Source organism: Sporosarcina sp. SAFN-015 (assembly GCF_059415085.1).
On sequence record NZ_JBPFDR010000007.1, the window covers coordinates 147,682 to 170,663 of the forward strand.

Sequence of the window (22,982 nt, forward strand, 5' to 3'; positions counted from 1 at the left end):
AAGGAATTGGAAATGGAGTTGGCGAAGGATAGAATTGTGGGATTTATTAACATTGGGGGTTGCGGAATGAATTATGATGTCATCGTAATTGGAGCCGGCCTAGCCGGTTTGGTGGCGACTTCGGAAATGATTAGAGCGGGTAAAAAAGTTCTCCTACTGGACCAAGAACCGGAGTCGTCTCTAGGTGGGCAGGCGTGGTGGTCGTTCGGAGGATTGTTTTTAGTTGATTCGCCGGAACAGCGGAGGCTTGGCATAAAGGACTCCAAGGAACTCGCATGGCAAGATTGGATGGGGAGCGCAGGATTCGACCGAATAGAAGATGAGGATCAGTGGGCGATGAAATGGGCGGAAGCGTATGTGGATTTTGCTGCGAATGAAAAAAGGGAGTGGCTGCATTCGCTTGGCGTCCGTTTTTTCCCTGTCGTCGGCTGGGCTGAAAGAGGGGGCTACTTAGCTGAAGGGCATGGCAATTCAGTGCCTAGATTCCATATAACGTGGGGGACGGGTCCGGGGCTCGTGCAACCGTTCGAAAAAATGGTCAGGGATGGAATTAGCAATGGTCTCGTTGACTATAAGCCGCGGCATCAGGTGGATGAATTACTAAACGAAAACGGCACGGTTATCGGGGTGAGAGGATCTGTTCTCGAGCCGAGCGACGTCCAAAGAGGGGAAACGAGTTCACGTTCTGTCATCGGGCAATTTACATACGAAGCACCAGCAGTCGTTGTGACGAGCGGCGGGATCGGCGCAAACTTCGATCTCGTCCGTGAAAATTGGCCATCGCGATTGGGGGAGCCCCCGAAGCAAATGATTTCAGGCGTCCCTGCCCATGTCGACGGGCGTATGCTTGCGATTACAGAAAATGCGGGCGGTCGAATTGTGAATAAAGATCGGATGTGGCATTACACGGAAGGTATCCGGAATTGGAGTCCGATCTGGCCTTCTCATGGCATTCGGATCTTGCCTGGACCTTCCTCCATTTGGCTAGACGCAGAAGGAAACCGGTTCCCTGCACCGAATTTCCCTGGATTCGACACGTTAGGGACGTTGCAGGCAATAAAGGAAACGGGCTATGACTACTCATGGTTTATTCTCACCGAAAAGATTATCGAAAAGGAATTCGCGTTGTCCGGCTCGGAACAGAATCCGGATTTGACAGGGAAAAGCATTAAAAAAGTGTTATCTAGGGTGCTTCCCGGCCCGCCTGCTCCTGTCAAAGCGTTCATGGATCAAGGTGAAGATTTCATTGTTGCGGATACGTTGGAAGAACTAGTTGCAGGTATGAACCGAGTCGCGGGGGATGATTTGATTGACACTGCAAAAATCGAGCGGCAGCTTCTCGCAAGGGACCGGGAGATGGATAATGCATTCACAAAGGATTTGCAAATTACTGCACTCCGCGGAGCGAGGAATTATATTGGAGACAAACTGATCCGCGTTGCGAAGCCCCATAAGCTGCTCGATCCGAAAAACGGTCCGTTAATCGCAGTCAGACTCAATATTTTAACCCGGAAAACGTTAGGTGGTCTTCAAACGGACTTGTCCGGCCGTGTGTTAAATGAAGCGGGAAATCCTATACCGGGATTGTATGCGGCAGGGGAAGTCGCCGGTTTCGGAGGAGGAGGCGTACATGGATACCGCGCATTGGAGGGGACGTTTTTAGGAGGATGCCTATTCAGCGGACGCATCGTCGGGCGAAACTTGTCAGAATAAGAAGGATATTTGCTGCGCCGCATCGAATGAAAAGAGAACGACAGAAAAAAGGGGAAGAGACTATGACAGTTGAACAGTTTTTGGAAGAGCAAAATAAAGCAATTAAAGAGTTACATATGACGAGCGCAAGCAGTTCTTGGATGGCGGCAACGACGGGGGAAGACGAATGGAATCAAAAGACAGCAGAAGCGCAAACGGAATTTAATAAATACTTAGCGAATCCGGAACGTTTCGAACAAGTGAAGGCGTATTTAGCACAAGATGATTTGACGGCAGTGCAACGACGCCAGCTCGAAAGCCTCCGTACTGGCATGGCAGGAAAGCAGATTGCAGAAGCGGATTTAAAGGAAATGGTAGAACGCTCGACAGAATTGATCGGTATTTTTAATACATTCCGTGCGACAATCGACGGTAAACCCGTATCGGAAAACGATGTTCGGCAAATTTTAATTAAAAATAATGATTCAGCTAAACGCGAAGAGGCGTGGCATGCGAGCAAGCAGATCGGGAAAGAAGTCGAAGAGAAGCTGTTGACCCTCGTCAAAAAACGGAATGAAGTCGCGCGTTCGTTAGGCTTTAAAAACTATCATGAAATGAGCTTCGAGCATCAGGAACTGGACCGGGATGAAATCTTTTCGATTTTCCATAAGTTGAAAGAGCTTTCGGATGAGCCGTTCCGTGAAATGAAGCATGAGATGGACAGCGAATTGGCGGAGCGCTTCGGCATTTCAATCGACGATCTTCGTCCTTGGCATTATGCTGATCCGTTTTTCCAAGAAGCACCGCCTTCCAAGGAACTGGACTTGGACCCATTCTATGAAGGGAAAGATCTTGAGCAATTAACGATCGAAACGTTTAAAAGCATGGGCATGGATATTACAGATATGTTGGCGAACAGTGATCTTTATCCGCGTGATAAAAAGAACCAGCATGCGTTTTGCACGGATATCGACCGGGAAGGCGACGTCCGCGTGCTATGCAATAACGTGCCTTCCGACTATTGGTCCGTCACGATGCTGCACGAGTTCGGCCATGCGGTTTACTTCAAATATGTCGATCCGACACTCCCATACTTGCTAAGGACATGCGCGCATACATTAACGACGGAAGCAATTGCGATGCTGTACGGCCGTTTCGGGAAAGATCCTGCTTGGCTGCACCAGTTTTTAGGGTTGGATAAAGAAGAAGTGAAAGAGCTGACGCCGCTCATCGAGAAATCGCTGCGTAGGCAAATGCTCATTGCGGGCCGTTGGATTATGGCATTCACTTTCTTCGAGCGCGAATTGTACGAAAATCCGGATCAGGATTTGAATAAGCTTTGGTGGAAAATCGTTCAGAATGTCCAATTCGTGAATCCGCCTGAAAACGTCGACTATCCGCATTGGGCGGCGAAAATCCATTTCACGCTCGTCCCGGTTTATTATCAAAACTATTTGCTAGGCGAATTGACGACGTCGCAGCTGCATTCCTATATTGAGAACAATATCTCAAAGGATATGTTCACGCCTGAAGTAGGTACGTATTTGATCGAGGAATATTTCAAGCCAGGGGCATTATACGAGTGGAATGAAAAGATTGAAAAAGCGACAGGTGAAAAGTTGAACCCACAATATTTCATTGATCAATTCGTTACGAAAGTACTTGTGTAATTAAAAACATGCCGAACGAGAATAGACAATCTCATTCGGCATTTTCTTATCGTCTTTTCTTTTTCACATCTAGTGCAGCCGTCTTGCTTTTATCCACTACTTTTTCGAACTCGACAAATACATAATAGACGTTTTCCTTTATTTCTTCGATCCTCATCACTTTGCCTTTTCGCCCTTTCAGCGTCACATTTTCATCGACGGCAGGGATGTTTCTGAGAACTTGGTTGAGAACGTAATTGTTATTTTCATAGAAATGGATGGCATACATAATTCGAATCTCCTTTAGTAGTGTGATAGTTGGAATCCATTCATTTTATGATTGTCCAAGAGATTTAGAACAAAGGACTTTTAGCGAGACGTGTCGAATGAAAGATATAACGACAAGTTGAACAAAGGGAGTGGTATGAATGAAACTCGCGGAGGCATTGATTGCACGCGCGGATTTGCAAAAAAGAAACGAGCAGCTGAAAAGGCGGATCAGCATGAACTTGAAAATCCAAGAAGGGGAACAGCCTGCGGAGGATCCGAACGTTATGTTGGCGGAGCTCGAAAGCAATATGAAGGAATTGACGACATTAATTCAACGGATCAATAAAACGAATTGCTCCGTCCAATTCGACGACACACGAACACTTGCCGATGCATTGGTTGAGCGTGACCAGAAGTGGGACAAGCGGTTGATCTTCGCGAAAATTGCAGAGGAAGCGTCGATCCGAAACGACCGATATAGCCGAACGGAAATCAAAATCATCAGCACTGTCGACGTTTCGTCCATTCAAAAGCAGGTCGACCAGTTATCGAAGGAGTTTAGGGAGATGGACACGAAGATTCAAGGAATGAATTGGAGCATCGATTTGATTTAGAGATCACAGATTTTTAAAGGAAGATGATCGGGCGCGCCCGATAAAATCTGGACGCACTAACGCCAAGGCGTAAGTGATCAGCAAGTCGGTAGCTGCATCGCAAAGGTGAGTACAAACCCGCCGACTGGGAAAGTCGGACTTAATGGTAGGTAGACGGGGCTATACCAATCGGTTCAAATCCGTCATGAACAATTGACGCCCAGTACCGTGACATGAGTACAAGTAGAATGTAATTGTAACGACCATGTACTAATTTGCGAACGCAGTGAGGGTGGGGTTGGGGGCTTGTTTTTGTAAATAAATTATTGGCGGCGGGCACCAAGTGTAATTGGATGCCCGCCGCTTTTCATTCTTTTCCTTCATTAATAATCGAGCGGATAATATGCATCGAATTCCATTCACCAAATGAAAAGAGCGTAATCGGGTATTTCTTAGTGAAAAGTCGCGAGTGGATTTCGCGCGCACCGTACCCTTTCTCACGTAGGCTAAGTGTCTCCTCCCTGAGCTCCTGTAAATACGCAAGTTTCTTCTGTAGCGCCATCCGCCCATCCTTCACATATCCCGCATGGCAGCAAAACATTTCCCCGAAGTCATACTGCAACGTCTTTTCAATGGAATTAATAATCGTAGGAATGCTCTCATCACGTAAAATGAGCTTTGTTTTCGGGTGCACATACAAATCCCCGGAAAACAGCTGTCCGGTCTCCTTGTTTAAAAATGCAAGATGGTCTTTTGCATGTCCCGGCGTAGGGATGACAGACCACTCGGCGCTCCTGGAATGGAATGTTTCACCGATCGGCTTTGCCGAGAAAGGGCGACGCGCTCCCCAGAAGAACTTCCGGTAAAAAGGATAATCCGCTTTTCGCACACATTCATCAATCGTCATTTCGTTCATGAAAATTGGTAATCCACGTTCGTTTTGTAAATAGTTTGCGCCTCCATTATGATCCTCATGGGCATGCGTGATCACGACCTGGTCAACGTCCGCCTGCTCAAGAAAAGGCTTGAATTCCTCCGCCAATGTTCGGGATCCCGTGTCAATCAACACCCCGTCCGTTTCAAAACAATGGACATTCAACTTCACGCTATTGAAATGAACGACCCCGTTGATAAAACGGACACCACTTATCTCATCCTTCTTTGATTTCGTTTTCAAAAACAAGAGCTTCACCCCTTACTATTGCATGATTCACTTACTAGTAGACTACCACAATATGAATGACTATTCATTCAATTGATTATTATTTGAAGGATTTTATAAACAATGACTCGAATACAGTAGAGAAAGGAGGGGGCACTATGACGATTGGAATAGAATACTTACGCGTCGTTCGGGAACGGTTTGCCGTTTTGAAAGGGCAAGGTGACAAGACCTTTGCTCAATTGGATGAAGAACATTTTCATTGGACGATGAACGACGAATCAAACAGCATCGCGATTCTTATTCAGCATATAAGCGGTAATATGGTTTCGAGGTGGACGGATTTTCTGACGGCGGATGGTGAAAAGCCGGATCGGAATCGGGACGGGGAATTCAAGATGAAACGGATGTCCAAAGCGGAGCTGTTAGATTGTTGGGAACATGGCTGGCGTGTATTTTTGAATGCGCTCGAAAGCTTGAATGAGCATGACCTGGTTAAAACCGTTCATATTCGCGGGCAGGCTCATTCCGTCATCGACGCGATTGAACGGCAAATGGCACATTACGCAGCCCATATCGGACAGATTATGTTCATTGGAAAACAGATAAAAGGGGAGGAGTGGGCAAATTTAAGCATCCCTAAAGGGGGATCGGACGCCTACTTGCAACGGATGCTGAAGGAGAAATGAAGAAGTTATGCCTGTGAGATGGTGGAATGTCCCCGTCTCACAGGCGATTAAACGTGCAAGGGCTCATTAATTCCACCAAGGGCTCAATTAATTGCACAAGGGCTCATTAATTTCGCCAAAGGCTCAATTAATTGCACAAGGGCTCATTAATTTCGCCAAGGGCTCAATTAATTGCACAAGGGCTCCATTATTTCGCCAAGGGCTCCATTACTCACACGACAGCTCTTTTTATTCCCCCAAGCTCCCCTCTTCCGATTAAAAATGCGCCATATGTTTACATTCTGCTAACCAATGGGAATCCTACCTGCAGTACATTGTACAGGAGGACAGGATATGAACAGTCAAAGCAATGGGAAATTGCCGGAGCATCCAGAATCATTTTGGAGGACGAGTGTCGACTTTCCGACCTTTCCGAGTTTGGATGAAGATCTCGACGTAGACGTTATCGTTGTCGGTGGAGGCATTACCGGGATTACATCCGCATATTTATTGGCCCAGGATGGTTTGAAAGTTGCGGTCATTGAAGCTGATAAGGTGTTGAACGGGACAACGGGGCATACGACGGCGAAAATTACGGCGCAACATGATTTGATTTATGATGAGTTCATCCAAAACATGGGGCGGACTACAGCAAGGCTGTATTACGATGCGAATATGGAAGCACTGGCATTCATCAAAAAAACGGTGGAGGAACATCAAATCGACTGTGATTTCACAACTGTGGATGCGTATATTTACTCCGTCACCGAGAAGTACGCAGAGAAGATCAAGAAGGAAGCGGACGCTTACGAGAGGCTTCAAATCGAAGGCGGATTGGTCGATGGCCTTCCGTTTGACATTGACGTACAAAATGTCCTTGTCATGAAAAACCAGGCGCAATTTCATGTAACCAAATATTTGGTGCAACTCATTGATTTATTCACACAAAAGGGTGGGCAAATCTTTGAAGATACAGTGGCAGTTAATATTGATACGGGGGAGCGGCCGGCTGTCCTGACGCGCAATGAAAAACGGATTACCGCGAAGCATGTGCTGATTTGCTCGCATTTTCCGTTCTACGAGGGAACTGGTCTTTATTCCACGAGGATGTATGCGGACCGTTCATACGCGTTAGCTGTGAAATCGAAGAAAGAATTCCCGTCAGGCATTTTCATTAGCGCGGATGAACCGACACGCTCTTTCCGGTCTGTCATGGATAACGGCGAGGAGCTGGTGCTCATTGTCGGAGAAAACCATAAGACGGGTCAAAGTCCGGTGGAGACGATGGAGCATTACAAAGCGTTGGAGCAATTCGGCGAAGAGGTTTTCGGTCTTGAGAAGATTGTACAAAGGTGGTCGGCACAGGACTTGGTCACTTTGGATAAACTGCCTTACATCGGTGAAATCACATCAGGAAATCCAAATATCCTAATTGCGACGGGCTTCCGGAAATGGGGAATGTCGAATGGGACGGCCGCTGCATTGTTATTCCGCGATATGGTGATCGGGAAAGAGAACAAGTTTGAGAAATTGTATACGCCAACAAGGTTCTATGCACAACCAAGCTTGAAAAACTTCCTCGTCCAGAACGCAAACGTCGTTGGTCAATTAATCAAAGGTAAGCTTGATTCGCCAAAAACGAACCCAGATGATTTATCCAAAGGAGAAGGCGCGGTCGTAACACTCGATGGACATCGGAAAGGTGCCTACCGGGATGACGACGGGAAAATCCATATCGTCGATACGACGTGCACTCATATCGGATGCGAAGTCGAATGGAATAGCGGCGATAGGACGTGGGACTGTCCGTGCCACGGATCTAGATTTACATTCACAGGCGAAGTAATTGAAGGCCCGGCGGAAAAGCCGTTGCAGCGTTATGATTATACAATGATGGACAATTTGACATCTGAGGATTCCGGATATTGAATGAAAACGACCCATCCTGCGCTTTGCTGGATGGGTTATTTTGATTACGATTTTTTTCGATACACGCAGGGTGTATACCGTTTCCAAGACTCCTCTAATTCCTCCCAGTCAACAATTTTCCATGGATTGAAAAATGTCTGTCCATTTTTATTGAAAAACAACTGTCCGTCAATGCAGTAGGCCGCATGTTGAACGTTGCTATTTTCATCAATCCAGACGACTGCGTCATCCGTCTCAAAGTTGTCTTCGACTATCGTGAATGAAGCTTGTGCCACCTTCTGCTTAAAGGTTTCGCCATGAACCCATTCATGGATGATCCATTCGTCAAGCGCAGGCTCGGAACTGATTGCGAATAGCGTGGCGGCGAGGCAATTGGCGCCTGGCTCGGTCGAAAATGTATTGGCATATTTGAGCAAATGAGAAGGAGTCGATGAAGGAGGCTGCAACGATGTCCATCCATCGTATTGCTGTGCAGTTATGCGGACGATTTCTTCTTTGATGGAAGCGGGCAGTTTCATCCACATCGCCCTTTGTAAAACACCGATTCTTTCCCCATTTACTTCTAAAATGTAGTCCTTCGGAAATGAATCTTGTTCGGACAACAACGAGAGCGGGCCGACTAACCCTCTTCCTAACTCGTATTGCATCGTGAATAGTGCATGTCTCTTGTCGAAGGAAAGTGAGTCGATCCATTCGGGTTGTGTAACGATGACGTACTCAGCCTCTTTAGAAATCATCCAATACATATAACTATTTACCATTTGAATGCCGTTGTAAGAGGAATGATTGAAGAACTCTGATCTCGGAAATACTAAAGCACCTTGCAAATCATTTTGGAATAAAGGTAGATCATTCTTTCGCAAAAAATATAAATCTTTTTCTGGTACATATTTTTCAATCCAATGTTCTAGCTGTTGCTGTGTAGGTTTTATCGTAATATCCATGTCTGTGCACCTCTCGACTGAAAATTGTCTTTCTTCTCATAGTAAACTATTAATGCAGAACCTTCTATCGTTTTCAGAAAGTAGTAGAGGGATTTTCACGTTTGTATCGAATACATGAAAGAGTGAAGTTTATATGGGGGTGACAGTTTGACGTTTGAGGACTTGGTGAATGAAAAAGGATACTCTATTTCATTTGAACAAGTAAGCGTCCCAAAAAGCGAAGGGGTCAATTTGCGTTTCATTGTGAATAAAGCGAAGGAAAGTTGGCATTTACGTGTTCATCCTCAACCGGATATAGAGGTCACGACATATCAGATTGATTTTCCTTACTATATTACATTTCTTGCGGCGGTAGATATTTATACTCGCTGGAATGACAATGAACGATTCAGGGGAGATGCGTTCAGGATTTATGAAAAGTCCACGTTCATAGATTATTTGGAGAAGGAGTGGAATCTGTCCATTCCTGATTATCCGGGCAAGAGGCCTGTATTATATGCGCTAGCTTGTATTGATGACGTCGTCTATATTGTTTCTCACGAAGAACCAATTGTTACGAAAATCACATCTGAAATCGCAGAAGGGAAGAAACCTACAATGAATACAGACATAACAACTAAAATGAAAATTAATAAACCGGCAAGTGACGTGTTCGAAGCGATTGTCGATCCGGGACAAATGGGCGGATATTGGTTTTCATCAGGTACAAGCAGAGTTGAACAAGGCAAGACGATCACTTGGAAGTATGAGGAATATGGTGCCGAAGGGGATATTCACGTATTGGAAGTTAACGAGAACAAGAAAATTGTTTTCAACTGGGGAGAAACGACTGTGACGATGACATTCCAGGAAACGGACGGAAGTACACTGATTGTAGTGACTGAGTCGGGAATGAATGCGGACGACCCCGACATCATTGCTAAAATGCTTGGTCAAAAAGAAGGCTGGGTGTATATGCTCACTTGCTTGAAAGGATATGTGGAAAACGGTATTACGACGTTGCGCGCATCGTTAGTTCATTGAAAGAAGAGGGGGATAAGATGAACGCGCTGCAGGAGAAAGTAGAAGGTCGCTTGAAGAATGCGAACGGGATATGGGCCGTTGCGGTAGAGGATGTAAATGAAGGCACCTTATTTTCAATAAATGGAGATGAATGCTTTTACGCGGCAAGCATCATCAAAGTTCCAATTATGGCTGCGGTATTTGCAGCGGCGGAAAAAGAGGTCGTCCGGTTAGGGGATCGTTTGCCGTTACGAAGAGACGATATCGTCGGCGGGAGTGGTGTGCTGCAGTTCATGTCACCAGGCATTGAGTTGCCGATCTATGATTTGCTGACATTGATGATCATTCAAAGCGATAATACAGCGACAAATATGTTGATTGATCTGATTGGGATGGAAACGATTCAGGCTTTCCTGAAAGAACTAGGGATGGAACGAAGTGAGATTCATCACAAATTGATGATTGTTCAAGCAAATCGGGTGCGTAGCAATGAAATAACCGCTTCTGAGATGACTGCTTTATTGGCAAAGATTGCACAGGGTGAGTGCGTTTCGTTGCACGCATCGGAGCAGATGGTGCGCATTATGAAGCAGCAACAGCTTTCGAATGGTTTTATCGACAGCTTGCCTGCAATCAATACCCCGATTGTTGGCGCCATTCCAGAGTGGGAGTTTGCTGGGAAGGGCGGTAATGTTGAAGGAATTAAGCATGAATGTGCGCTGCTATACGTGCGCGGGCGATGCATGGCGGTCACTGTGCTCTCCAAAGGATGTGCGGAAGATGAGGCGCAGGAAATGATTGCGCAAATTGGAAGCGAGGTGTATGACTATGCCAGATGAGGGAAAGTCCTCATCTGGTTTTTTCATTTCTTACATCGAATTGTAGTCAATCGGTGATAAATTCATTCGAGTCGGTGATAAAGGGTGCCAAGTCGGTGATAAAGTCATCAGAGTCGGTAATAAACTACAGCGAGTCGGTGATAACAACTTCCGCGCCACCTTGCCGAGGCACTCGACCAAATGAATCTTATAAATTAAAAACCGTTATGCGTGTTTGTGGAGTTTATGCGTGAAATAAACGAATTATGCGTTTTTGCGACGCCAGAGGATGACGATACGGCAATAAAAGAGGGAAATCATGCTTAACGGCGAATAATCTTAGTATGGAAAAGCAAACAGGGGGAATGAAAATGGGGGAAACTATAGCGGTAAATACATTTGATACGTATGCGCAAGAGTTCGTTGAGAAGCATTTGATTCCAGGGGCGATGATTGGCATTGAGACGGACGGGCTGCGGGTATATGAGAAGAACTTAGGCTATCGGAATGTTAAGCGGAAGCTGCCCGCGACGGGTGATACAGTTTTTGGAATTGCATCGATGACTAAGTCGTTTACGAGTGCGGGCATTATGAAACTGCAGGAGACGGGAAAGTTGTCAGTGCATGATAGAATCGTTGACTACTTGCCAGAATTGAAGAAGCCAGGAACACAAGTGGAGCGAATTACGATCCATCATTTAATGACTCACACTGCAGGTTATCCACCTCTCGCGACGCATGTGTATGCCCGGAAAAATAGCATTGAACAAGATCCTTCCGCAAAAGATTACGGACTGGATCTGTTGAACAATCCAGGACCACATATCGAGACGTACGACGAAATGCTTGCGTTCATGGCGACAGACGATTTTGAATGGCTCGGCGAACCAGGTCAGTTTTACAGTTATTCGAATGATTCATACGGGTTGCTTGGCGTCATCATTAGCAGAGTGAGCGGACGACCATATGAAGAGTTCATTGAAGAAAATATAGTAAAGCCTGCGGGCATGAAAAATAGCTTTTTTGCGATGGAGAGATTGGACCGTACCGATGATGTTGCGACACTTTACATGAAAGCGAAGGACGGCTCGCATGTGTATGAAGCACCGCTTTGGTGGGATGCGCCGTCGATGCGTTCGGTCGGTTATTTGAAATCGACGGCAAATGATATTCTCCGCTATTTAGAAATGTATTGGAATGAAGGCGTCGTCGACGGAACACGGATTTTATCGAAGGAAAGCATTGAGCAAATGATCCATCCGCATATCGAATACGAACCTGGCAAGTGCTACGGATATGGTCTGCGAGTCATTCCCGATTATTTCGGTTCTACATTGATCAGCCATGGAGGCGGCTTAAAAGGCGTGTCATCGTATATGTGTGCCGTTATCGAGAAGAAAAAGGCGGGCGTGATTTTGACGAATGTTTCGGATGTTCCGGCGGCTGATCTTCTTATGAGCGCGATAAATGTTACGGAAGGCAGAGAATTAAACGCTTCCTCGTCAACGTATGAGGTGAAAGAAGTTGATGCCAAGGACCTTCAGAAATTCATAGGCTCCTATATTTCAAGCGAAGGAATGAATGTAAAGGTGTCATTGAACGATGGCCGGCTCACTGTTGAATCGAATGAAGCGAGCAGGAAGTTAAAATGTATAGGGGACAATGTTTTTATGGATGAAGATGAGAATGATGGCATTTTGCAATTCGTTGAAAACCGTAGCGGAGAAATTGAGCGTATCGTATATGGTGGAAGGCATATTATGAAGGAGAGCAATTCTTCAATTGCTTGAAAGTTACTGGGCTTTCACGGTTACGTGGGAGCTCTTTTTTTATTTCCCGAAGCTGTGCAGGTCGTACTAGGGGAATGTCATGGGCATGGATGAAGTGACTACATAGAATAACATCATCAAGTGTTTTGGAGGTGTGGAAGAATGTCGAATGAAGTTGGTCAAGGTGGAGGGTATGGCGGCGGTTATACTTTAATTGTCGTTTTGTTTATATTATTAATAATTGTTGGAGCTGCCTATTGGGGCGGAGGATACTGAAAAGGTAAATTTTTTTGTTAATAAATTTATAGAAAATGCATTAAAATTGAAAAACAGAGAGGGTTTATTAAATGCCTCTCTGTTTTTTTATGTACTAATTTTGTCAATTACTCTACTGTTGAATTTATGTTATCATGTTCAAGTTGAGAAAAAAATATAACATTTTCATGCTTATTTGACATTTCGGAAGTTGGTCATGAGTATTTGTTTCGTATATAAACGACCGATTTGTCGAATAACTAAAACGATTACGGAATAAAGTTTTCGGGAACATATGAGAAATGTGATTTTGCTCCGCACAACAACAGTTTATGCACATAGAGAGGGGGAAACCGCTTTGAAATTCCTCATATTCATTGCGGCGTTACTTGTTATTTTTTTCCTTGCATTCATAGCAAGCAATGGCAAGAAGAAGATTAAATACAAACCGATTATCATCATGATCGTTTTGCAGTTAGTTTTGGCTTTCGTCCTATTGAATACGGAAATTGGTCTTGTTCTAGTTAAAGGCGTATCGGGCGTATTCGAGAAACTTTTAGCCTACGCAGCGGAAGGGATTAACTTCGTATTCGGAGGACTTGCGAATGATGGTGCAATCCCATTCTTCCTGAATGTTTTAATGCCAATCGTCTTTATCTCTGCGCTCATCGGAATTGCTCAGTATATAAGGTTGCTTCCGTTGATCATCCGTTTTCTTGGTTCTATTTTGAGCAAGGTCAATGGTCTAGGGAAATTGGAGTCTTTCAACGCGGTCGCCTCTGCGATTTTTGGACAATCTGAGGTATTCATTTCCCTTAAGAAACAATTGCCTCATATTCCGAAGCACCGGATGTACACGATGTGTACTTCTGCTATGTCAACAGTATCCGCTTCCATTTTAGGGGCATACATGACGATGATTGAACCTGAATATGTCATTACGGCACTCGTTTTAAATCTCTTTGGCGGATTTATCATCGCGAATATCATCAACCCTTATGAAGTGACAGAGGAAGAGGATATTATCGAAGGGAAGGAAGAAAGACGCCAGTCCTTCTTTGAGATGTTGGGCGAGTATATTTTAGATGGTTTTAAAGTGGCCATCGTCGTTGGTGCGATGCTTATTGGCTTTGTCGCATTGATCGGCATGGTGAATAACGTTTTTGAAGCGGCAGTAGGTGTTAGCTTCCAAACTGCGTTAGGATATGTGTTTGCGCCATTAGCATTCATCGTCGGCGTTCCGGCATCGGAAGTTGTACAAGCCGGTACGATCATGGCGACAAAGTTGTTGACGAACGAATTCGTGGCGATGATTGATTTGTCAGATATGGCATCATCTTTATCAAGCAGGACGGTCGGCATCATTTCTGTATTCCTCGTATCATTCGCGAACTTCTCCTCAATCGGTATCATTTCAGGAGCTGTTAAAGGATTGAACGAAGAACAAGGAAATACAGTCGCTAAATTTGGGTTGAAGCTGCTCTATGGAGCGACTTTGGTCAGTTTGTTGACTGCGGCAGTTACAGGAATCATGTTATAAAAGGAAGCCCTTTGTTGGGCTTCCTTTTTTTGCACACGCGTCAGTACCATTCAATGGAAGTAGACGAGCCGAAGGGTTATCATGAAATGGAAGTGATAAAGCTGACAAAAACTAGACTTAAACTATTGGAGTGAGGCAATTGATAAATGATGTAGCGAAAAAATTTAATGGCATTCCTTTGTCGATCCTTGATCTTGCGATGATCAACGAAGGAAGCGATGCAGGGCAATCTTTCAAAAACAGCGTCGATCTTGCCCAGCATGCAGAGAAGTGGGGGTTTAACCGCTTTTGGCTTGCTGAACATCATAATATGCCCGGTGTTGCAAGTTCGGCAACGTCCGTCATTATCGGTCATGTGGCAGGTGCGACGAAGACGATCCGTGTCGGGGCAGGAGGTGTCATGCTTCCAAACCATGCACCGCTCGTCATTGCTGAACAGTTCGGAACATTAGATGCGTTATTTCCTGGCAGAATTGACCTCGGGCTTGGTCGAGCACCTGGCAGCGACCAGGCGACAGCTTACGCGCTGCGAAGGACGTTGCAAAGCACCGGAGACGATTTTCCTTTGCAGCTGGACGAACTGCGCACCTTTTTCAAGAATGATCCTTCCGCACGTGTACGGGCGATCCCTGGAGAAGGGAGCAACATCCCGATATGGTTGCTAGGCTCAAGCGACTTTAGTGCAAGACTTGCTGCTGATCTTGGGCTTCCATTTTCATTCGCAAGCCATTTTGCCCCAACATATATGATGCATGCATTGAACTTATATCATCGGAATTTCAAGCCTTCAAAGGATCTTGAAAGACCGTATACAATGCTTGGCATTAATATTATTGCTGCAGATACGGATGAGAAGGCGCGATGGCTTGCCACTTCTCACCAGCAAATGTTTTTGAATATCCGCAAAGGGATTACGACGCACTTCAAGCCACCGATCGATGACGTGGACGCTGTCTGGTCCGAACTTGAGAAAGCGGTAGTCACTGAGCTGTTGGAATGGCCGTCGACGATTGTCGGCAGTCCTGAAACGGTCAAGCGCAAATTGGAAGCGTTCATGGAAATGACGCGGGCGGACGAATGCATTATTAGTTCAGGCATCTTCAACCACGAAGACCGACTCCGCTCGTACGAAATAGTTTCAGAGCTGATGGAATGAATAGAAAAGCCAAGCAAGGGTACATCCATTGCTTGGCTTTTTTCATATTTGCCTTCTTTTCTCATGCTGGTCGATCAATCTTGTCCCAACGAGATCGCCCGTGACGTTAACGGCGGTTGCACCCATTCCGATAAGCGCGTCAATCGCAGTTAACAAAGCCACCGCTTCCATCGGCAAGCCGAGCTGGACGAACACAGTCGCAATCATGACGATGCCCGCGCCTGGAACTCCTGCTGTCCCGATTGAGGCGAGCGTCCCGATCAATACGACCATCAACATATCGGAAATTGTGAGTGTGGTGCCTGCGACATTGGCTGCAAAGACGGCGGACACGGCTATGCGGATCGCGGCACCGTCCATATTGACGGTTGCACCGAGCGGAATGCTGAAGCCATATAGGCTTTTGGAAACCCGCATCTTTTTTGCAGCATCTAATGTGAGCGGCAATGTCCCCGTGCTGCTTTGGGTAACAAAAGCGGTAATGATTGGCGTGCGTGCATGTTTGAAGAAAGACCCCGGTTTTATTCTAAAAAGAAGTAGAAGAATGACATATAACACGATATGAACGAGCAACGCAATATAAAAGATGCCAATCATACCACCTAAGGAAATAAGTGTATCGATCCCTTGGCTCCCGACTGTATTTGCAATAATTGCAAAAATGCCGATTGGCACATATTGAAGGATTGCCTTCAATATAATAAGGGACGCTTCATTCAACGAATTGACTGTTGTCAGTAAGGACTCTCCCAGCCCGACATGTTTCTCAGAGGAACGCATAACGGAAATTGCAATTCCGAATGCGAGAGCTGTGAATATGATGCCGAGTAGATTCATTTCCGTAAATGCCGTGACGATATTGGACGGGACGATATTGAGAAGGACTTGGACGATGCCCGGATTTTCCGGGACGTCGAATGTTTCATTGCCGGTAAGTCTCATTCCCTTTCCAGGCTGCAAAATGCTAGCGACAAGCAAACCTACAATGATCGCAAGCGCAGAAGTCACCGTGTAGTAGATGAAAACTTTGCTGCCCATACGTCCTAAATTAGCAATATTCGTCTGATTCACGCCGACGATGAGTGTAAATAAAATGAGTGGGATAATTAGAAAGGTGAGCAAACGGAGCAACAGATCGCCGAACGGTGCCAAGACGGCGGCTTGTTCCCCTAATAAGAAACCTGCTATAATCCCAAGAACTAAGGCGATTGAAATTTTAAAGATTAACGAAGCACGTAAATATGCAGTGAAAATACTTTTCACCTTGACGCCTCCTATTCAGAACAGCAAGTATTAAAGGAATTCTGAATTCTACGTTAATACAGTGTGGACGGTGTGTCAAAATACATGCCTTGAAAAAGGGAAGTGACAGCAAGACGTCGAAAGAGTAGGAAAGGAGTGATTAGCGAATGGTACTAGTGGAGGAAAAGAAGCAAGTGGAAAAACAACTAGAGAAAGCGAAAGCAGAAGTTCAAGTGCAAGAAAAAGGGCAAGTGCAAGTTGAAAGCAGCGTGGGTCGGAAGGAATTTAGGGAGGCTCCTGTAACGACGGTGTTCAAGAAATTTGGCAATCATAAGGACGTCTCTCTCGTTTTTGGCGAACCGATAGAAGTTGGCTTAACGAAAGTGTTGCCTGTTGCGAAATTAAGATATGGATTCGGCGGCGGTGGAGATGGCAATGGCGCGGATGGCGGCGGTGGGGGCTTTTTAGTTAAACCGGTCGGCGTCTATGAAATTACGCCGGAGCGGGTGAAATTCAAATCGACACGCGATCCATTGCAAATAGCTGGAATGGCATGTCTTCTCGGACTTTCTTTCGTATTAGGAAGAAACCTTCGGAAGAAAGGTAAATGAAAAAGGACTCCTGTGAGTCCTTTTTTCATTTCTATTGACTGGCATTTTTCCGAAGGGAACCAATGATAAAGCCGAGTGTTCCCAACACGATCGCGGGGACAATCCATCCTAGCCCTTCTTCGTAAAGCGGCAAATAGCTGAGAACATCGGCGACAGGAGCAATAGGCAAACCGAAAGCTTTCAGCATATCGAAAAAGCCGACAACCCCTGCAGCCGCTAACGCGAATAAATACACTTCCCGATAACCGTTGAATCGGTTATGAAAGAAGCTGACCGTAATTAACACGATTGCAAGCGGATAAATCCCGACAAGAACCGGCAATGTGATCGAAATTAATTGCGTAAGCCCAATATTCGCAATCACTGTACTAAAGAGGCCGACAATCAGGACAACCGTTCGATACGAAAGTTTCGGGAATGTACTTGAGAAAAAGGCTGCACAGGACGAGACGAGTCCTACGGAAGTCGTTAAACAAGCAAGAAATACAGCTGTTCCGAGCACTACTTGTCCGGTCGTTCCCATTAACGAAAACGCAAGTTGAGTTAAAATTTCTCCGCCGTTTTCCGCATTTGGAGCGATTAAACGACTAGTGGTGCCGAGGTATGCAAGTCCCACATAGACGAGGCAAAGCCCGACAACCGCAAAAATACCAGATTTCATCGTGATGGAGGCAACTGCTTTGCGGTCTGAAATGCCTTTTCCCTTAATCGCGTTAATAACGATAATGCCGAATACGAGCGCAGCAATTGCGTCCATCGTTAAATATCCTTCAATGAAACCGTTTATGAATGGATTGTGGACGTATGGTTCTTGTGGCGGGCCACTTGTTCCGGCAGGCTTGAGGATTCCGACTGTAACGATGAAAGCAATGAGGGTAAGTAGAATTGGCGTCAGCACATTTCCGAAACGGTCGACTAATTTATTTGGCTTCAGGGAAAGCCATGCCGTAATTGAGAAAAAGAGTACCGTAAACAGAAACATTACGATTCTTTCCGAGGATTCAGAAAGAAAAGGAGACAGTCCCATTTCAAAAGAAACCGTAGCTGTACGTGGAACCCCGAAAAAAGGACCAATCGCTAAGTAGACAATGATTGTAAAAGCGATTCCGAACAGCGGATGAGCCTTGCCTGCTAGATCCCTTAACTGGCTGCCGCTCAAGGCGACTGCGACTACGCCTAGAAAAGGAAGACCGACTCCGGTAATGAGAAACCCTGTAATTGTAATCCAGACGTTATCTCCCGCTAGTTGTCCGACTAACGGTGGAAAGATCATATTGCCAGCGCCGAAAAATAGCGCGAACATTAATAATCCTAACTTTACTGTTTCTTTCTTCGAAAACTCATTCATTCAAATTTCCCTCCGTAAAAGCTCATAAATGGATTTTACCATATTAGCCTCTATAACTCGTAAGACGCTCCCTAAAAAGAGAAAAATTATTAATTTCAGATAATAACCTATTTACAAACTTGAAAGTATGTTAATATTCAGAAGAGAGTACGTTTTTATTAGAATGAAATGGAATGAGGAGGAGAAGGGATGTTGAACGTAACAGAAAATCGGTTTGCCAATTACCCTCAACAACCACATGGGGGGAAACTGGTGGACAAAGTATTGACGGGGGTTGAGAGGGAGGAGGAGCTGGAAAGAGCTAGGCTGCTACCTTCCATCATGGTCGACTTGGAAGCGGTCATTACGCTTGAAATGATTGCAACAGGGGTCTTGTCTCCGAATGAAGGATTCATGAATGAAATCGACTATAAATCTGTATTGAACGAAGGCAGGTTGGCGAACGGTACAGTATGGCCTGTTCCGCTAAGCTTTGCTCCGATTGGCAATCGCAACAAGGAAATCATCAAGACACTTTCCGTGGGGGATGAAGTGGCGCTTTCCGACGAACAAAACGAGCCGGTTGCGATTTTGAAGATCGAAGATGTTTTTGATTATGATAAGGAATACCGTGCTTCACATCTATTCGGCACGACTGATCGAAATCATCCAGGGGTGGACGCGATCTATAGACGTATGGGCGACGTCGCGCTAGGCGGACCAATCCGATTATTGCGCCGTGTCGATTGGGGGCCGTTTGAAAAGCTGCGGTTGGAGCCGAAAGATACGTGGCATGAATTTTACGAGGTGAAGAAATTCCGCTCTGCAGCGGGATTCATTACCGGGGCGAATCCTTTGCATCGGGGCCATGAATATATCCATAAAAACGCGTTAGAAGAAATCGACGGCTTGCTTCTTCAGCCGTTAGTCGAAATGGCAAAACGTGAATATACGCGTCATGAATTCCGGATGTTGTCCTATCGAAGTGTGCTGGATACGTATTATCCGAAAGGGCGGTCCATTCTTGCTCCGCTGCGGGTGACGTATATTTTTGCGGGCCCTCGGGAAACAGTGCTGCATGCGCTGATTATGAAAAACTATGGTTGCACTCATGCGCTTATCGGCCGGGATCATGCAGGAATCGGAGATTATTACGATAAGTATGCAAGCCATAGCATTTTTGACCAGTTCAATCCGGAAGAGCTCGGCATTGACGTAAGGCTTTTCCACGAAGTGTTCTATTGCACGCGTTGCGATAGCCCGGCGACAGAACAATCATGCCCGCACGATATTCAATATCGGATCAATATTTCTGGAACAGGTATCCGGGAAATGCTTCGTCATGGAATTATGCCGCCGAAGGAAATCGTCCGTCCGGAATCGGCAAGGATTGCGATCCAGGGCGTCCAGCCAAAAGGTCTTGATGAATTTGGAAGCGCTATCTCTCCAGTAGGGAAGATCATTAAGAGTATGTTCCCGTTCTATTTGGAACGGACGAGGCTTGGAGGACGGATTCGAAAAGCGTCACTGTCGGTCGAGGACTTGACGAATGACGATTTGGAAGCGGTCAATTTGGATGTCCGGGCGAATGCCGACCGTATTTATCGGGAAGTTTTCGAGGAGTATTCGAATGTGGGCGACACGAACCGGAGCATGCAGCCTGAATGGGTGATGGATGCAAGAGAATCATTGCATACTCAGCAACAGATGGTCATCCAGGACTTGGAGGAGAAAGTGAAGCAGGCTCCTGAGGCCGCTTCGGATGAATTCATGTATCAGGATAAAGAGGAAGCACAACGGGAATTGGAAGTGGCAAAGAAAATCTTGGGCGACATTCCGAAAGTACTGCGTGCAGCAGACTTCGATTATCGGACGTGGAATGTGCTACCGTATAAGCGTTATCGCGGGGCAGACGAGCCTGAAGAAGAAAAATAAAATCCATATAGAGCGAGTAGTAATATACTTGGAGCTTTCCGCTTTTGTCGCGGAAAGCTTTTTCACGTTTCTGTAGGTCCTTTTGACTTCAAGGAATCATTCTTATGTATGGTCGAATGCAATCCATAAAACACCATTTACATTGCTTTGCGAGGTACCTCGTGTTACGATGTCGATAGAGAGGTGATTGAAATGGATCAAGAGATGATGAAAGGAAGCATCGATTTAATATTATTATCCCTCATCGCGCAACGGCATATGTACGGCTATGAAATCGTTAAAGTGTTGAAAAAGGTCAGTGACGATACGTATGAAATGAGTGAAGGGACTCTTTACTCTGCGTTGAAGCGTTTGGAAAAGAAACGGTGGGTCGACTCCTATTGGCAGGAAACGGAGGGCGGCAGGCGAAAGTATTATCGACTGACCGATGAAGGCGGCGCCGCTTTGGACAGCAAGCGCGAAAATTGGGAGTGGATGAATACGCTTGTGCATAAAAGTTCGGAAGGATTGCTATGAAGCAGCCCTTTCAACGGTTTGTCGAGGGAATTGTCCGGGAAACCGACAGCAATCATGAGGAGCGGAAAGACTTGTATGAAGAACTGCTCTCTCATTTGGAATGTTCATTCATAGATTATCAGAAGCAAGGATTATCAGAAGAGGAGGCTATGCGAACCGCCATGACAAACTTTGGAGAGGAACGGGAGATTGGCAAGCAGCTGCAACAGGCAATGTACCCATACCGAAGGGAAATGATGCTTTCATTATCGGTAGCATCACTGCTTTTCGCGTATAGCGTTTACGCATGTCAGTTATTTGTAATGGGAGATGCGCATATCCCTTGGTTAATCGTTGCCGTCTTCATTAGCACCGCAATACTAGTTATGACGGTTCGGCCGGTTTCTTCATTGAATCGGAGATTGTGGATGAATAGCATGCTGCTCATTCATATCATGACTTTTTTCTATGGATTTTTATTGGCGACTGACGTATATCCGCCGTTGTCGACCGGCTTGTCAATCATTGCAGGATTGATTCTTTTGCTTGCGATCGTTCTTGTGTATCGGACGACGATTTACGATTATTCATCAAAACGCCAACAGCTAGTGAAGGATGCAAAACGATTTCATTTTATAAATATCACAACAGGTATATTCATTGTTTTCGCTACATTGTTTTTCTTATGGGCGTTTTTATTTTTCGGTGATATGTCGCCAAAAGTATTCATATTGTTTATACCGCTTGTCCTATGGATTGTTTCCTATGCAAGCCAATTGCAGTTGCTCTCGAAGCAAAAGAAACTGTGGGCGTATGCGATTCTGTTCATGCAAACAGCAGTCGTATTATCGGCGGTCGGATTTTGGGTGTTTGGAGTTGTAGGAGGGATGGCATGAATAAATCAATCAGTATTCTCATTGGTAGTATCGGCTTCGTTACGATCGTTTTCGTTGTGCTAGGGTTCTTGTTTGAAAAAGAGGAAAATGAAAAGCAAAATGGGCTGACTGCCACTTTCGATGTCTCTGTAGATGGTTCGATTGCATATGTTGCCTATGATGACGGGAAAGCAGGTATTTATTTGCCTGATGGGAATGAATTGCCGATTGTACAGTTTCCTGTCGATCAAACAATTTTAGATATCAGCTTCTCGAAAGATGGTAAAAGACTAGCATATATTGTGACAGATAAAGAGATGAGTCCAGAAAGTGAAAGCTCCGTACATCTTTTGAATGTGGATACGGCTGCTGATCAACTTGCATTTCGTGAGCAAGGAATAATTACGGAACTGGCATTTGACCCGAAAGATTCGGAGCTTCTCTTTTATTTGCACGCCGCGACTTTTACGAACTATTCACCGATTGTAGGCGAAAGGCCACATGATTTTGATGTGCATAGCTTCCATCTTCAAACGCTTGAGCAGACAAAATATACCGATCTGAAAAAGTACAATATGCAGTCATTGCAAGTATCGGCGACAGATGAATCCGTGTATGTCCAAACGGATGACGATGAACATGTACAAACAGCGGACGATGTATTTGCATCCAAGCAGCGTATTTTTAAAATCCCACTCGATGCGCCAGACGAAAAAACGGTCATAAGTGATCCGGCGGGGGAGGAAGATCTATATGACTTCGTACTGTTGCCGGATAGGGAAGAAATTATTTACCAAGCAGTCGGGGGCACTGGAGAAGATGGCATATTCGAGTACGAGTTGTTCAGCTTCAATTGGAATACGTATGAAACGAAGCAACTGACCCATTTAAAGGAGTATGCGTCTGAACCAACCGTAGGGCAGGATAATAAAATCTACTTTTTGGTGGACCGTCAATTCGGAGGGCGGCAGCCTGACTATCGAATCTATCAGATGTCCGCAGATGGGGAAAATGTGAAAGAAATCTTGAGTGCACAATAAACGATTTGCA

The 22,982-nt window shown here is 45.4% G+C and carries 21 protein-coding genes; 16 read left to right on the top strand and 5 right to left on the bottom strand.

Annotated features, from left to right (window positions below; translation table 11 throughout):
• The first annotated feature begins 66 nt into the window (after positions 1–66).
• Together ACR65H_RS13475 and ACR65H_RS13480 are read left to right on the top strand one after the other, a co-directional pair.
• The gene (locus ACR65H_RS13475; RefSeq protein WP_440500910.1) at positions 67–1,713 is read left to right on the top strand and encodes an FAD-binding dehydrogenase; all 1,647 of its coding nucleotides are present in this window, start codon (positions 67–69) and stop codon (positions 1,711–1,713) included.
• 62 nt (positions 1,714–1,775) lie between these two features.
• A complete protein-coding gene (locus tag ACR65H_RS13480; protein WP_440500911.1) occupies positions 1,776–3,362 on the top strand; it encodes a M2 family metallopeptidase in 1,587 nt (528 codons plus the stop codon).
• A 46-nt stretch (positions 3,363–3,408) separates the two neighbouring features.
• Here ACR65H_RS13480 and ACR65H_RS13485 read toward each other — a convergent pair whose 3' ends face one another.
• Entirely contained in the window at positions 3,409–3,630 is a 222-nt protein-coding gene (locus tag ACR65H_RS13485; RefSeq protein ID WP_440500913.1) for a hypothetical protein, read from the bottom strand.
• Positions 3,631–3,769: 139 nt separating this feature from the next.
• Between ACR65H_RS13485 and ACR65H_RS13490 the strand changes: the two genes are divergently transcribed.
• Positions 3,770–4,225 (top strand): DIP1984 family protein, encoded by a 456-nt coding sequence (locus ACR65H_RS13490; protein WP_440500915.1) that lies wholly within the window; start codon positions 3,770–3,772, stop codon positions 4,223–4,225.
• 346 nt (positions 4,226–4,571) lie between these two features.
• Here the strand turns inward: ACR65H_RS13490 and ACR65H_RS13495 are convergent, their stop codons facing one another.
• Positions 4,572–5,387 carry an MBL fold metallo-hydrolase gene (locus ACR65H_RS13495; RefSeq protein ID WP_440500916.1) on the bottom strand — a complete coding sequence of 272 codons (816 nt, stop codon included), beginning with the start codon at positions 5,385–5,387 and terminating at the stop codon, positions 4,572–4,574.
• A gap of 137 nt (positions 5,388–5,524) precedes the next feature.
• On the opposite strand from ACR65H_RS13495, the gene ACR65H_RS13500 reads away from it, so the two are divergent.
• Both ACR65H_RS13500 and ACR65H_RS13505 read left to right on the top strand, forming a co-directional pair.
• Positions 5,525–6,055 (top strand): DUF1572 family protein, encoded by a 531-nt coding sequence (locus ACR65H_RS13500; protein WP_440500918.1) that lies wholly within the window; start codon positions 5,525–5,527, stop codon positions 6,053–6,055.
• 333 nt (positions 6,056–6,388) lie between these two features.
• A complete protein-coding gene (locus ACR65H_RS13505) occupies positions 6,389–7,963 on the top strand; it encodes an FAD-dependent oxidoreductase (RefSeq protein WP_440500919.1) in 1,575 nt (524 codons plus the stop codon).
• A gap of 44 nt (positions 7,964–8,007) precedes the next feature.
• Here the strand turns inward: ACR65H_RS13505 and ACR65H_RS13510 are convergent, their stop codons facing one another.
• Positions 8,008–8,907 carry a hypothetical protein gene (locus ACR65H_RS13510; RefSeq protein ID WP_440500921.1) on the bottom strand — a complete coding sequence of 300 codons (900 nt, stop codon included), beginning with the start codon at positions 8,905–8,907 and terminating at the stop codon, positions 8,008–8,010.
• Between the two features lie 597 nt (positions 8,908–9,504).
• On the opposite strand from ACR65H_RS13510, the gene ACR65H_RS13515 reads away from it, so the two are divergent.
• The 6 genes from ACR65H_RS13515 to ACR65H_RS13540 all read left to right on the top strand — a co-directional run bounded on the left by ACR65H_RS13515 (position 9,505) and on the right by ACR65H_RS13540 (position 15,447).
• Positions 9,505–9,930, top strand: coding sequence for an SRPBCC family protein (locus ACR65H_RS13515; protein WP_440500994.1), 426 nt, complete (start codon positions 9,505–9,507; stop codon positions 9,928–9,930).
• Positions 9,931–9,947: 17 nt separating this feature from the next.
• Complete coding sequence (locus ACR65H_RS13520; RefSeq protein ID WP_440500922.1) at positions 9,948–10,748, top strand: serine hydrolase; 801 nt, start codon at positions 9,948–9,950, stop codon at positions 10,746–10,748.
• A gap of 350 nt (positions 10,749–11,098) precedes the next feature.
• Positions 11,099–12,517: a serine hydrolase domain-containing protein gene (locus ACR65H_RS13525; protein WP_440500924.1), complete on the top strand. Its 1,419-nt coding sequence runs from the start codon at positions 11,099–11,101 to the stop codon at positions 12,515–12,517.
• 141 nt (positions 12,518–12,658) lie between these two features.
• Positions 12,659–12,772, top strand: a complete 114-nt coding sequence (locus ACR65H_RS13530; protein ID WP_440500925.1) for a YjcZ family sporulation protein — start codon at positions 12,659–12,661, stop codon at positions 12,770–12,772.
• Positions 12,773–13,109: 337 nt separating this feature from the next.
• Positions 13,110–14,291, top strand: a complete 1,182-nt coding sequence (locus ACR65H_RS13535) for a NupC/NupG family nucleoside CNT transporter (protein WP_440500927.1) — start codon at positions 13,110–13,112, stop codon at positions 14,289–14,291.
• A 139-nt stretch (positions 14,292–14,430) separates the two neighbouring features.
• Positions 14,431–15,447: an LLM class flavin-dependent oxidoreductase gene (locus ACR65H_RS13540; RefSeq protein WP_440500928.1), complete on the top strand. Its 1,017-nt coding sequence runs from the start codon at positions 14,431–14,433 to the stop codon at positions 15,445–15,447.
• 42 nt (positions 15,448–15,489) lie between these two features.
• On the opposite strand, the gene ACR65H_RS13545 is transcribed toward ACR65H_RS13540, so the two are convergent.
• Positions 15,490–16,710, bottom strand: coding sequence for a dicarboxylate/amino acid:cation symporter (locus tag ACR65H_RS13545; protein ID WP_440500930.1), 1,221 nt, complete (start codon positions 16,708–16,710; stop codon positions 15,490–15,492).
• A gap of 146 nt (positions 16,711–16,856) precedes the next feature.
• On the opposite strand from ACR65H_RS13545, the gene ACR65H_RS13550 reads away from it, so the two are divergent.
• Positions 16,857–17,300: a hypothetical protein gene (locus ACR65H_RS13550; RefSeq protein WP_440500932.1), complete on the top strand. Its 444-nt coding sequence runs from the start codon at positions 16,857–16,859 to the stop codon at positions 17,298–17,300.
• Positions 17,301–17,331: 31 nt separating this feature from the next.
• On the opposite strand, the gene brnQ is transcribed toward ACR65H_RS13550, so the two are convergent.
• Positions 17,332–18,648, bottom strand: coding sequence for a branched-chain amino acid transport system II carrier protein (brnQ, locus tag ACR65H_RS13555; protein WP_440500933.1), 1,317 nt, complete (start codon positions 18,646–18,648; stop codon positions 17,332–17,334).
• A 189-nt stretch (positions 18,649–18,837) separates the two neighbouring features.
• On the opposite strand from brnQ, the gene ACR65H_RS13560 reads away from it, so the two are divergent.
• The 4 genes from ACR65H_RS13560 to ACR65H_RS13575 all read left to right on the top strand — a co-directional run bounded on the left by ACR65H_RS13560 (position 18,838) and on the right by ACR65H_RS13575 (position 22,972).
• Complete coding sequence (locus ACR65H_RS13560; RefSeq protein WP_440500935.1) at positions 18,838–20,562, top strand: sulfate adenylyltransferase; 1,725 nt, start codon at positions 18,838–18,840, stop codon at positions 20,560–20,562.
• Positions 20,563–20,754: 192 nt separating this feature from the next.
• Positions 20,755–21,078 carry a PadR family transcriptional regulator gene (locus ACR65H_RS13565; RefSeq protein ID WP_440500937.1) on the top strand — a complete coding sequence of 108 codons (324 nt, stop codon included), beginning with the start codon at positions 20,755–20,757 and terminating at the stop codon, positions 21,076–21,078.
• Positions 21,075–21,953, top strand: a complete 879-nt coding sequence (locus ACR65H_RS13570; RefSeq protein WP_440500939.1) for a permease prefix domain 1-containing protein — start codon at positions 21,075–21,077, stop codon at positions 21,951–21,953. Before ACR65H_RS13565 ends, ACR65H_RS13570 begins: the two co-directional genes overlap by 4 nt.
• Positions 21,950–22,972, top strand: coding sequence for a WD40 repeat domain-containing protein (locus tag ACR65H_RS13575; protein ID WP_440500940.1), 1,023 nt, complete (start codon positions 21,950–21,952; stop codon positions 22,970–22,972). Before ACR65H_RS13570 ends, ACR65H_RS13575 begins: the two co-directional genes overlap by 4 nt.
• The last annotated feature ends 10 nt before the right edge of the window (positions 22,973–22,982 follow it).